At 41.2% G+C, this 13,010-nt stretch carries 7 protein-coding genes and 2 pseudogenes (1 of these 9 running past the window's edge); 1 reads left to right on the top strand and 8 read right to left on the bottom strand.

All coding sequences use genetic code 11. The annotated features are described in order from the left end of the window. Positions 1 to 364: 364 nt before the first annotated feature. From FHG67_RS04355 to FHG67_RS04335, 5 genes and pseudogenes are all read right to left on the bottom strand, one after another. On the bottom strand, positions 365 to 1,393 hold the full coding sequence (locus tag FHG67_RS04355; protein WP_036075447.1) for a hypothetical protein: 1,029 nt from the start codon (positions 1,391 to 1,393) through the stop codon (positions 365 to 367). Positions 1,394 to 1,731: 338 nt separating this feature from the next. Beyond that, positions 1,732 to 2,289: a dihydrofolate reductase family protein gene (locus FHG67_RS04350; RefSeq protein ID WP_036075448.1), complete on the bottom strand. Its 558-nt coding sequence runs from the start codon at positions 2,287 to 2,289 to the stop codon at positions 1,732 to 1,734. A 290-nt stretch (positions 2,290 to 2,579) separates the two neighbouring features. Then, positions 2,580 to 2,779: pseudogene (locus FHG67_RS22200) on the bottom strand (toxin-antitoxin system, antitoxin component). A gap of 106 nt (positions 2,780 to 2,885) precedes the next feature. Further along, positions 2,886 to 4,412 (bottom strand): WGR domain-containing protein, encoded by a 1,527-nt coding sequence (locus FHG67_RS04340; RefSeq protein WP_081099967.1) that lies wholly within the window; start codon positions 4,410 to 4,412, stop codon positions 2,886 to 2,888. A gap of 328 nt (positions 4,413 to 4,740) precedes the next feature. Then, positions 4,741 to 5,424 (bottom strand): hypothetical protein, encoded by a 684-nt coding sequence (locus FHG67_RS04335; protein ID WP_004499159.1) that lies wholly within the window; start codon positions 5,422 to 5,424, stop codon positions 4,741 to 4,743. Positions 5,425 to 5,746: 322 nt separating this feature from the next. Here FHG67_RS04335 and FHG67_RS04330 point away from each other — a divergent pair. After that, a pseudogene (locus FHG67_RS04330) lies at positions 5,747 to 5,871 on the top strand (antitoxin); the annotation flags it as partial. A gap of 66 nt (positions 5,872 to 5,937) precedes the next feature. Here FHG67_RS04330 and FHG67_RS04325 read toward each other — a convergent pair. From FHG67_RS04325 to FHG67_RS04315, 3 genes are all read right to left on the bottom strand, one after another. Then, on the bottom strand, positions 5,938 to 6,657 hold the full coding sequence (locus tag FHG67_RS04325) for a sterol desaturase family protein (protein ID WP_004495968.1): 720 nt from the start codon (positions 6,655 to 6,657) through the stop codon (positions 5,938 to 5,940). A gap of 193 nt (positions 6,658 to 6,850) precedes the next feature. Then, positions 6,851 to 11,347 carry a glutamate synthase large subunit gene (gltB, locus tag FHG67_RS04320; protein ID WP_004495901.1) on the bottom strand — a complete coding sequence of 1,499 codons (4,497 nt, stop codon included), beginning with the start codon at positions 11,345 to 11,347 and terminating at the stop codon, positions 6,851 to 6,853. 1,188 nt (positions 11,348 to 12,535) lie between these two features. Further along, positions 12,536 to 13,010, bottom strand: partial view of a hypothetical protein gene (locus tag FHG67_RS04315; RefSeq protein WP_004495794.1) — the end only. The gene runs 824 nt beyond the window's last position; 475 of the gene's 1,299 nt are visible here — the last part of the coding sequence; its start codon lies off the right edge, out of view; it ends in the stop codon at positions 12,536 to 12,538.

Here is a 13,010-nt window from a genome sequence, read left to right as displayed (position 1 = left end):
TATCCACGATTCATTTTTCTGTAAAAAGTTGGAATTTGAACTTTGTAAATTTATTCTTAAAATGTGGGAGCTACGACAAATCATGATTTTACGAACAAATTCTAAAAGTAGGAGCTCCTACTTTTAGAAAATTCTTTCCCATTTTCTTATACTGGAACCCACGCTCTTAGAATCGCCGGAGTTATTTAAACGAAAATATTGAAAATCGAAATTTCCAATCAAACTTTAATGCCAAGTATATTACACCGATACGTGACCGATAGATCCAAAAAACGCAAATGAATTTCGCTAACGAACCAACTTTAAGAAACTCGTTTGACAAAACTCATTTAACATTAAATTTTTTTAATGTTATATACGCAGACTAAAAGGACATATGGCTTGAGGAAGCCCCTGTAGAAAGCATATGCCCATTGTCAAGCAAAACCGCCAATTTATCATTCTCAACGCGCGACCAGACGATACGATCTGTGAAAGGCAGTTCACATGTAAATTTAACGGTCGTGTCGTTTGTCAGATCGATTTTGCTGAAATAGTGTTTCTTTCCCTTATCTTTGATTTGAGCTTTCTCGTGCGTAACATAGACGACGCTATCCATCGACGTAAAGCCTGATATTAGCGTTCTCTTAAGCGCACCATGGCCGATTGGCTTTACATTTTTATTCGAAATATCAAAAAGGCTGATACCAGCCGTCCCGTAATAGCTGCCTAACTCAAGTACCGCTATCCAATTGTTAGCCAACAGCATCGGAAACCCGTAATTAAAGAAGTTCGGTATTCTTTCCTCGGCCAGGATTTTTGGGGTTTTCGGATTCGATATATCCATTACTATAACGCCTTGCTTGCAAACCCAGTAAATCAAATCGTTTACGACGAGCGGATATCTTCCATACCTATCTTCACTGTTGACCCTTGGGAGAGAGATTACCGGATCAGGAACTCCTGACAGATAAAAATGCGTATTAAATTTATCATCCGTCGCCATATGATAAACCATACCTTTCGCGAAACAGCTCATGCTAATCAGTAGTTCTTCAGAATATTTGGTTATGTTGTCCCAAAGGATTTGGATGGGGTTATGGATATCTTGAAAGGATAAGACCAAACAGTTATCTTTTGACTTCGTCCCCCCGACCAAAAGAAAGTGATCACCTATAAATTGAAATTGAATGATTTGTTGGTCTTCAAAGCCAATCTGGAATGGTAAAGTTACCTCCGATACTTTTGATAGTTTAAATGTTGGTTCAATTTTCCATATCTTCAAAACGTTCTCTTGTTGCATGGTAAATAAATATCCCTTGTAATCTTTAGCGAAATGGATTGACTTACGTTTTCCTTTTGAATCTAGGATATTGATAATCGTCTCGAAGCTTGCGGTTGAAAAATTTTCCATAGCTTAATACCTGAAAGTTATATGGAAAAGACAGCATTTTTTTAAAATATAGCACCTTAAGTCCAACTTCCGATCACTGAGAATTCTGTTATAGTCGATTCACACGTCGAAGGCCAACGAAGTACAAGAGCGCAACTATTTCAGACAACAACCTAAGCTTTCCGACGTTGCATCTCCAAGCGTTACGCGCGAAAGAATTGGCGCAAGATTTGAATGAGGCTTGAGCGAACGTCTTGCAAGTCAAAGCAATGTGCGAAAGCCAAGTGAGAATTGCAGTAGCAATCCCGAAGAGTTGAGAGAAGCCGCAGTTAGGCGTTCGTGCCGTAGTGCATTTCTTCTCACGTATGTTTTCTATAGTGAAGAGCAATGGCGCCAGATTGAAAAGTTTCCGAACCAAGAAAGCCCAACCGAAGACTTTCCCGCGGCCTCACGGTATCGAATAACCGCGGACCTTTTCCAGCAACAACCGGATGAACCACGAAACGATACTCGTCGATCAAATCGCGTTCCGAAAGCTGGGACGCAACGCTCAAACTGCCCGCGAAAATGTCCTTTCCGGGCTGCTGCTTCAACGCAAGCGCCTCTTCTACAATGTTCCCCCGCACAAGTTTCGTATTCGTTTCCTCAACTTGTTTCAATGTGGTGGAGAATAAGACCTTATCGATCGAGTTAAATACTCGAGCAAACTCATTGCCGACTTCCGACATCGATCGGTCTCTTGCGACTTCAGGCCAAAAAGGTATCATAAGTTGATATGTGATTCGACCATAAAGAATGAGACTTGCAGTACGCAAAAGATCGGTGAAATACTTGTGCAACTCCTCGTCGGCGATCATGTCCGTGTGGCTGCAAAACCCGTCGGTAGTTATATTGATCGCAAAGACAATTTTTCTCATAGATCTACTTATACGATGTTTACTGAAAAGTTCAAGCACCAATTAATCGACTTTTTAATAATCAAATACAACAACGGGGCATGACTCCTAACGAAAGAGTTCCTCGACGTTTACGGTTCTGGAACTCTTGTGCACAGAAGAATTGGCGCAAGATTTGAGTAGCGAACGTCTTGCAAGTTGAAACGCCAAAGCAAATGTGCGAAGCCGGAGTGAGAATCGTGTTAGCAATCTCGAAGCGCCGCAAGAAGCCGCAGTTAAACGAAGGTGGCGTTTAAAAAATTAGGCTAAAATTAGATTAAGGAATCGTGCAATTCTATTTCTTTTTGTAAAATCGTATTAATAATGGTCTAAGATCTTTTTTCTTTTTGAGGGCTATTTTTTTATAATACTCTTCCAATTGAAGATCGAGATATACAGGAAGATGCAAATCTTTTAAGTCTCGTGAATAAATACCACGCTTCCCTTTTGAAAAATCATATTCTTCTCTCATATCTTCAAATATCAGTTGAATAGTATCGAGCTTTTTCTGAATTCGAAGCTGGCCTCGCTTGATATAACCCTTCGAACTCACGTTATATACCTTACTACATTGAGTTTTAAAAAGAAACCTTCACATCGGGGCGTAATTTTTTAAACTGTTCCAAATTCTCTTTCGGAAGCTTCCCCGGAATTTGCAGTTCTTTCAGTTTCTTCAAACCGGTTAAGGGAAGAATATCCTTGATCGGATTTTGATCTATCCAAAGCGTTTCTATTTCCAAAAGCAATGCAAGAGGAGAGATGTCGGAAATTTTATTTGCGTTGAGATACAGTGTTTCTAAGTTTCGACACTGGGAAAGCGGAGACAGATCTTGGATCGAGTTATTCGATCCGAAAAGAACTTTTAAATTTGGAAGTTTTGACAAAGGATCTAGATTCGATACGCCTTGACTCGCCACATGCAACAGGACCAACCCGGGTGCTCGTTCGATTCCGTCCAAAGAAGAAAGTTTAGGAGCTTTCTTTTCTTCACCGGGAAATAGTTTCAAGTTATCGAGAGACGACATTTTGTCTAATGGAACTTCTATCAAAGAAGTCAATCCTGTGAACCGTACTTGGGTTGCTTGACTCCATGTTTCATCCGAAGGCGGAGTCGACAGAATCCCATCGTTCGGAAGATAATATAAATTTCTAGGTTGAGTCGAAGAATGTTTTCCATTTTCAATCCAGGTTAGATATTTCCACCATTCTTTCTTTTCTTGTTCAATGAGGGGTGTTTCAACAATCGGTATAGGGATGTCTAACTCTAAACGTTCTACAAGATTCTTGAGAAAAAAAGCGCCTACATTGTAAGGTACACCTTCTTCTTCTATCTCCATATCTTCGTGAGAACAAAAATGTATGGTGGGTTCGCCGAAACCGTTTTTGTTCTCAGGATGATAAAGCCACCAGTTGGAATAATCTGTTAATGCAACTTGGATTTGTGAAGGTTTCTTTACCAAGTTCAGCCATTCGGAATCCACATATTCAAGTTGCTCCGCCTCAAATCCGCCGTCGTTTCCCAGAAATAACCAAGCTTTATTCAAATAAAGATTCGAATGCTTTTTCATTATATTCTGAAAACTACGAGGATATGTTTTATATTGGGAGCCCAAAAAGGGAGGAGACGCGATCAATTCATCGTCATCTTTGCGAAATCGAACGACCAAGCTCTTTTTTGTTTCATCCGCATCTTGGATTTCTACTTGCTCCGCATGTTGCATCAACGATTGAAGGACTAGGTCAAAACCGGGCATATCCGCCAAACAAGAAAAATGTTCGGCGAGTACGGATGGCAAACGATCACTGCCGTTTTCGTTCACAAGTTTGTTCCATTCGAGCAGATAACTTTCTTCGGCTTCACTTTTTTGAGACGACTTGTCTTGATCCGTTTTGACGCCTTGTTTTTCCACATAACCCTTCTTGAGCTTTTCGTTTAAGAGTTTCTTCGCCTCTTTCAGACAAGTAGCTTCGTCCTTAAATTCCTTCGTTTGTGTTTGCCCCGGCGTTCCCGTTTTGCCGTAAGTCACCGTAAACAAATCTCCGTTCACTTCAATGTTCCAGAATTTATCCGAAGTTTCGTCTTTGTAGGTTAGATAGTGTTGCATAAAAATTTACAATTTTTTAATGCGACTTAGTTTTGTCAGTCTTTTTCGATACGAGAAAATCAGAGTCTGTCCCAAAACGTAGGAACAATTGCAGTGATCCGCGGACATTCTGATAAGATCGAATGGTTTTGGGACACGCTCTTAATTCTCGCAATAGAGTTTTGAAAAATTTCAGATTCATAAAACTGCTTCAATCCTCCGTTTCAATGGAACAAGAAGCAAACGAAGAATTAATTTTTCAACAACTCTAATGAATATTAGAATCGCCGAAGTTATCAGAAACAAAAACATTGAAAAAAGCTACAATGAAAAGCCGTAATGCCAAATCCTAAAATATTTCCTTCGGAAAATATTTTTTTACATCCTTATCATCATAACCGGCGTATCCGCATTCTCCCGCTCTCGGAGAATTTACAAGAGGCAAAAGTAGTTCCTCTCCTTCCTCCTTGACACATTCATGATCGTTAATACAAGATTTGCATAAAAGACCCGATTCGTTATGGATACAAAAAGGACAAATCATCTCCGCTTTATTGCCGCAGTTAGAACATTTAAAATCAATGTCCTTATTTCTAAATATTATTTTAATATCCTTTTCGTCTTCGTCTTCGATTTCATCGATTAACGATAAAGACAGTTCCGTGGATGATCCGAAATCATATTCGTAATCCACTTTCAAACCTTCTTCAAAAACTTGTCCGATTTTATTTTCCATTTCAATATCACCGAATCTATCAGAAAAGGCGCTTAAATGACCGCAACAGTCGACCCATATATTTTTTATGAATGAATCTATTTTTTTCAAGGAAGTGTCGGCTTTTGCCTTAATTACAAGCCAATACTCGGGATTGTATTTTCCCTCAATCAGCAAAAGCATATGATGAGAGGTTTTGCTTTTCTTCGATTTATTTTTACCGTCGCATTTTGAAATATGCGCTTTTATGGATTTGGAATTTTTCGGTATTTCTTCCTTGCAATACGCGCATGTTCCATTGGTTTTCATTTTTCTCATAAACACTTCATTCCTTTTTAAGAAATTTTTCGACAACTCGTTTTTTGTAAGAAAAAAATTCAATTCTCCCAATAGTGTTTTGAAAAATTCCATAGTTCAGATTCACAGAACTGTTTCAATCGTCCGTTGCAATAAAACAGAAACAAACGGAATTCATTTTTCGATCACTTTACTGATCCCTATAAAATAGAGTACCGTTAATTTGAGCACAAATCCCATGTTTAGACGCAGAACTTTAGATACTCTATTATGTAGAGATCAGTAGAATGGAATAAATAGAAAACTCAATTTGATTGTCTCGAACTTCAAGGTGAAAATTAATGTGAATATTAGAATTGCGGGAAAAGATATTCAGTTATTAAAAACGAAGGCATTGAAATTCCCTATCAGACTTTAGTTTCAAGCATATTGCATCAATACGTGGCCGGTAAATTAAAAGAACATTAAAAACCGACTCCACACTTTGTCTAACGAATTCGACTTAAAAAACACCTTAAATACTAAGACATCAGTTTACGATTTGTGAACATCTTCATAAAATAACATATCCGCTAATCTTTCTTCTTTTTCAGGATCAAATCCGCAACTATAGTCAAATGTTTTAGGATTTTCGTATGTTCCGAAAATCATATCCCACCAAACGATATCGCCGTAATTATTTTTATGGCGATTGTATTGATGATGAATACGATGCATCTCAGGTCTTTGAAAGAAGTATCCAATCCACCTCGGAGTTGTAATATTAGTATGATAAAAAAATTCACCGATTGCAGTACAAAACGTATAAACTGCGCCGGCTTCAACGCTAAGGCCTAAAATTGTATAAACTAAAAGACTTCCTATGATTGAATTTACAATCATTTCAAACGGATGTTTGTAAAAAGAAGTAATTACTTCGATTCGTTGGGGACTGTGATGAATTTGATGGAAGCCTAACCAAAGAAAATCAACCGTATGTCTCCATCGGTGCCACCAATAAAATAGAAAGGTTGCTATAAAGTAAGCAAAAATTCCGCCGCCGATATTTCCCAGAATGTCCGAAGTATGGAAAAGACTGAATTGAGAAAGCCATTTTTCCCAAGTGAAACCGGCTATTAACACTACGACTAATTGAACAAGATTAACTAAAACTACTCGTATCGACCATGTTTTTACTTTCGGAAGCGACCAACCGGGAATGAGTTTCTCTATTAGGAAACAAAAACCCGCAATAATGAAAATATAAACCAACATTCGTATTTTTCTACCTTAGAACTTCCATAACCAACCCCACAAATACTTGGATCCGAAAATAAATCTGTCGGAATTCCGACAAATCCTCTGTGAAACTTACGCCCCACACCATATTATACCAAAAGCCTTCTTAATTTGTGGGGTTGGTTATGGAGAACTTCTTAAAGAAATGCTCATTCAATTCTTCTAATATTTACTTTGGAACCACTTTTACGAAATATTTTTTGTTTTCTTCAAAGTCCTTTAAGATTCCTTCCGACAAATCGGAACCGGTCAGTTTGGAATGTTCGGAGATTAGATTTTTAATGACCTCGTAATCGCTGTTTTCCAAATCCACGGTCTTCACATATTCCTTGTTTAGAAGAGATTGAACATCCCATCCTTTTTGGAAAAAATACGCGCTTCCTCCGGTCATACCGGCTCCCATGTTCTTACCTACGCTTCCTAGACAAACGATGGTTCCGCTGGTCATATACTCGAGGAAGTGATCTCCCGCACCCCCGACCACAGCGTCCGCTCCCGAGTTACGAACTCCGAAACGTTCTCCCGCTCTTCCCGAACAGAATAGTTTTCCGGAAGTCGCACCGTAAAGGCAAGTGTTACCGATGATCGTATTTTCATAGGCTTTGAACTTGGATTTTCGGTGTTTTTTGATCACGATCACACCTCCGCAGAGTCCCTTACCTACGTAATCGTTCGCATCTCCGTGTAAGGTGATCTGAACTCCTTTGACGAGCCAAGCTCCTAAAGATTGTCCTGCGGTTCCTTCTAAGATAATTTCCAACTTTCCAGGCAAACCTTTGGAACCGTATTTTCTAGCGATCAAACCGGAGATTTTCGCTCCCACGGTTCTGTTCGTGTTGCGCACCAAATAAGAAAGAGCCATGGAAGATTTTCCTTCGAGCGCTTTTTCGGCATCTTTGATGATGCGATCGTCCAATACCTCTCCGATCGGTTCTTTGCGGATCGATCTGTCTTTTTTCTGTTTTGCAGGATCGTAAAATAGAGGCAAACGAACAAGAATCGGATTGAGATCGAGAGAATCCAAACGGTCTCTTTCGTAACGTGTGATCTGTTTTAAGAGATCGGTTCTTCCGATGATCTCGTCGATGGATCTGAATCCGAGTTCGGCGAGATATTCCCTCACTTCGAGAGCGAGACAAGTGAATAAGTTTACGAGTTGATCCGGAGATCCTTTGTACTTCGCACGGAACTTAATGTCCTGAGTCGCGATCCCCGTAGGACAATTGTTCAAGTGGCATTTTCTCGCCATGATACAACCAAGCGCGACTAACGACGCGGTTCCGACTCCGTATTCTTCCGCACCGAGACAAGCCGCGATGATCACGTCTCTTCCCGAAACGATACCACCGTCCGTTCGGAGAACGACTCGATCACGCAGTCCGTTCATTACTAAAACTTGATGTGTTTCGGAAAGCCCTAGCTCCCAAGGAGAACCCGCATATTTGATCGAAGTGATCGGAGCCGCACCGGTTCCGCCCACGTGACCGGAAATGAGGATCACGTCCGCGTTCGCCTTCGCAACACCGGCGGCGATCGTTCCCACTCCCGCTTCGGACACGAGTTTTACGGAAACCTGCGCTTTATGGTTCGCCATCTTCAAATCGTAGATGAGCTGAGATAAATCCTCGATCGAATAGATATCGTGGTGAGGAGGAGGAGAAATCAAATCGATTCCCATCGGAGTGTGACGATTGGTCGCAATCTCCTCGTTATTTTTCTTACCGGGAAGCTGACCGCCTTCTCCCGGCTTTGCACCTTGTGCGATTTTAATTTCGATCTCCGTTGCGGAATTCAAATACTCGGAAGTGACACCGAACCTTCCCGAAGCGATTTGTTTGATGGAAGAATTGGCGAGGTCCCCTTTTTCGTTCACAACGTAACGGGAAGGATTTTCCCCGCCTTCTCCGGAGGAAGACTTAGCGCCTAACCGGTTCATGGCGATCGCAAGGTCGGTATGCGCTTCGATAGACAAAGCGCCGTGAGACATTCCCGGAGTTAAGAAACGTTTTTGAATTTCGGTAACGGTTTCCACTTCCTCGATCGGAATCGGTTTTTTCGCAACAAAGTCGAATAGATCTCGGATATTGATCGGATCGCTCTCTTTCAGAATTTTAGTCGCTTCTTTGAAAGCTTCGTAGTCGTTATCGACCGCCGCTTTTCTTAAGAACTTAACGACTCTCGGAGACCAACGGTGAGGTTGATCGTCCTTTTCGGAGATAAAATCTTCCGGATTGATTTCCTTATAAAACGCCTGTTCGTGATTTCTAAGAATATTCTGTTCGATTCCGCCGATTCCGATTCCTGAAATTCTGGAATACGTTCCGGGAAAATACTTGGATACGAGGGTTCTGGAAAGACCGATCGCTTCGAATACCTGACCGCCCACGTAAGAGGAAAGAATGGAGATTCCCATCTTGGACATGATTTTTAAAAGTCCGTCATCGGTTCCGTAGCGATAGTTTCCGCAAATCGTGTAAAACTCGGGACGACTTCCATCCTCGGAATCAAATTCTCCCTTTTCCCAAAGATCAAATAACGTGTCCCAGATCAAATAGCTGTTGACTCCGGAAGCTCCGTATCCGAGCAACACGGCCACATTATGAATTTCGAATGCGGAACCGGTTTCAACGAGAATCGAAACCGCGGATCGTGTTTTATTTCGGATCAAGTGGTTATGAACCGCCGCGACCGCGAGTTCCATAGGAATCGGAGCCCTTTCTTTCGAAAGCTTTTTATCGGAAAGAATCAGAATGTTCGTTCCGGATTTCGCCGCCTGCAAGGCCTGTTCGAGAAGAGCTTCCAGAGCCTTTTCGAGATAATTTCGATTCAAGTTCGTTTCCGTTTCCAGATGCGCCTCGAAGGTTGCGTCTAACGTGAGAATTTTATACGGCTTTCCTTCCATTTCCCGGATCCGTTTCAGATCCAAATTCGTGAGATACGGATGGGAAAGAACCAAACAGTTCTGGGGCTTTTCGTCCCCGAACAGATTCATCTTTTTCACAAGACGGGTGTAAAGAGAGGTCACGCCTTTTTCGCGGATGTAATCGATCGGAGGATTGGTTACCTGCGCGAATCTCTGACGGAAATAAGTATAAAGACCGATTCTGGAAAGCATCAGAATCGAAAGAGGAGTATCGTCTCCCATCGAACTGATCGCTTCTTTTGCCTGGTGTGCCTGAGGTTTGATCACCGATTTTTGTTTAAACGGAGAATACGCGAACAAGATTTGTCTTCTCTTAAGATCGTCGCCTTTGTAGGTGATCGTTTCGTTGATCGAAGAATCCAAATCCTGATTGAGATAGGATACGTTTTCTTTGGACCATTCTCTATAATCGTATTTTTTTTCGAAGAGAGAGTTGATGTCCTCGTTATAATAGAGTTTTTTCTCTTTCAAATTGATCCCGATCATCTCTCCGGGACCGAGACGTCCTTTTTTTGTTACGATTTCCTCGTCCACTTGAACGAGCCCAGCCTCGGAACCCATGACCAAAAGACCGTCTTCCGTAACCGCATAACGTGCGGGACGAAGCCCGTTTCTGTCGAGAGCGCCTCCGATCCAGTCGCCTTCCGCAAAAGCGAGCGCGGCGGGACCGTCCCAAGGCTCTATTAAAGTATTATTATATTCGTAAAAACTTTTCAACTCTTCCGACATCGTGAGGTTTTTGGACCACGCGTTCGGAACGAGCATAGCCTTCGCCTGAAGAACGTCCTTTCCGGAACGAACGATGGCCTCCATCGCGTTGTCCAAACTGGCGGAATCGCTCATGTGAGGGCGGATGATCGGATGGATTTCCTTTTGATATTCTCCCCATTTTTTGCACTCGAGTTCCTCTTCGCGCGCGAGCATCCAGATTCTGTTTCCCGCGATTGTATTAATCTCTCCGTTGTGTGCGAGAATTCTAAAAGGCTGAGCGAGAGCCCAAGAAGGGAACGTGTTGGTCGAATATCTTTGGTGAAAGATACAGTACGGGGAAACCATCTCTTCCGAGTTCAAGTCTTCGTAAAACTGGGAAACCTGATTTCCGTTGAAAAGCCCCTTGAATACGATTCTTTCCGAGGAAAGAGAACAAATATAAAGATCTCCCGCGAGAGAATGACGATCCGCGTCCCTCATCAATTTTTTCTGAATTAAGAATAATTTCGTTTCAAAGTCGTCGTTTGACATTCCTTCCGGTTTGCCGATGAGAACTTGTTCGATCTGAGGCCTGGATTGGTTCGCCTTCGGTCCGAGAACTTCCGGATTTACAGGAACGTATCTCCATGCATAAAGTTTAAAGTTGAATTCCATAAGCGCGGACTCGACGAGACTGCGGCACATGTCCTGTTTATCGATGTCTTCTCTCGGAAGAAAGATCATCCCTACTCCGATGGAATCTTCGTCCGGTCTACGATGTCCCATCTCTTCGATATAGGTTGCGAACAACTTTTTGGGAATCTGGATCATGATACCGGCTCCGTCTCCGGTAACCATATCCGCGTCCACCGCTCCTCTGTGAGTCAGGCATGCGACCGCCTTAAGCCCCATAGATACGATTCTGTGACTGTTTTCTCCCTGAAAGGAAGCGACAAATCCCACTCCGCAGTTATCATGTTCGAACGACTTCTCATAAAGTCCGTTTTCCTCCAGATACCTTTGAAGTTGTAATTGTTCTTTTAGATCATTCATCTGCAGAGATCCCTCATCATCCAATTTCCCTGGTTTCCATAAAACGTCGGGGCCGTCTATAGTTTATGGCTGAAATTTCAGCAAAATTCCCCAGCTATTGTCCAATAAATTGAGAGTTAAGTAAATTGAAAACATTCTTTTAAAAGACGGGATTGAAATAAGAATCTGTTGTGAATCAAACGGTATTCGGCTGATAAAAAATCGGACCGCTGTGGGTTTTTGTAGTATGAGTGGTCCGGATTTTTTTTCCGTGTTACTCCTGTAAAGTCCTAACCACTGCCCCCTTAAAACCCTAACATCTATCCACTAAAACGTGGGAACTCCTCATTTTCAAAAAAGACTTTCTAATTGCTGGGTCTTTTTAATTTCGTTTCCAAGTATAACACAATTTCGAACATCGTTCCAGATCTAAAAAATAAGATTCTTTTCGAAAGAATCGAAATTTGATTAAAGATTGGCAAAGAATCGACACGAACCGTTGAAAATTTTCAGTCATAAATATATCCAAAAGTTCCGCAAATACGATTATTTGTTATAGGCTAACTCAAAAATATCTTAGAATGATTGGAAATAGATAAAGCTCGGTTTTGTTAAAGTTAGAACTCCTTTTACAAAGCGTCTGTGACTCATGACTCTATTGTAACGTGAGTTCGGCATAAGAAAATGAGAAAGAATTTTCTAAAAGTAGGAGTTCCTACTTTTAGAATTTGTTCGTAAAATCGCGATTTGTTGTAGTTCCCACATTTTAAAAATAGATTTACAAAGTTCAAATTTCAACTTTTTACAGAAAAATGAATCATGGATTTCTTACGCCAAGCTCGCTTTATTTTAGAGCCTTGTAAAGTCCTAAAACCCTGACTGATCTATCTATTAAAACACCGCGCTGCTTTATAAAAATCCTATGAATTGTTGATTGCGGAAAGGATCGCAATTTCCTCTCGCTAGAAATTCCTAGTTCTTCCTTGGTTCTTTCGAATGACAAGCCACTCTAACTTTCGGTAATCATTCATCCCTACATAAAATAAAGTGTCTAAAATCTGAATCTAAACGTGGGATTTGTGCTCAAATTGGCGGTATTCCATTTTATAGGGATCGTAGCGTCATCGGATTCGAACAACTTTGAAAAAATCAAATCCGTTTTCAAAGAATGGATCCGAAACGTGCGGCTCCAAAAATGAAAAAACTCGATTAGAATTTTTGAAGAACGGGAAGAAAAAGATCGGAAAGTTTTTTTCTCTGAGTGGCATCCGGAATTCTCGCAAAAAGCTGATCCAATTTTTGACGCAAAGAGGAAGTGTTCGGATACTCTTCGAAGATTTTGAGAATATGAGGCCAAGCTTTTTTTACGAGTTCTTCCAGCCCGGCGGCCTTAGAAGAAACAAAAGCCGCTTCCAAACCGGCTCTGAGTTCGGCAAAAACGCGAGTGAGTTCCAAGACCTTCCAAAGTCTCGAATCTTTTAAACCAATTCGAGAGGAAATCGAAGAGATGATCGAATTCCAATCGATGGGTTCGTTTTTCATTTCTTTCAATACGAACGAATGAAGCTGAACGAGCGCGCTAAGCTCCGGAGAAAGAGTTATCACCCATTTTTTATAAGCGTCCGGCTGCCCTTCTTTTTGAAACTGTCGAACACGATTTATACTTTCCATATATTTGGAAAAC

This window comes from Leptospira weilii (assembly GCF_006874765.1).
Taxonomy (GTDB): Bacteria; Spirochaetota; Leptospiria; order Leptospirales; family Leptospiraceae; genus Leptospira; species Leptospira weilii.
The sequence above is the reverse complement of the archived record's forward strand: the minus strand, read 5'-3'. Positions and strand labels throughout refer to the sequence as shown.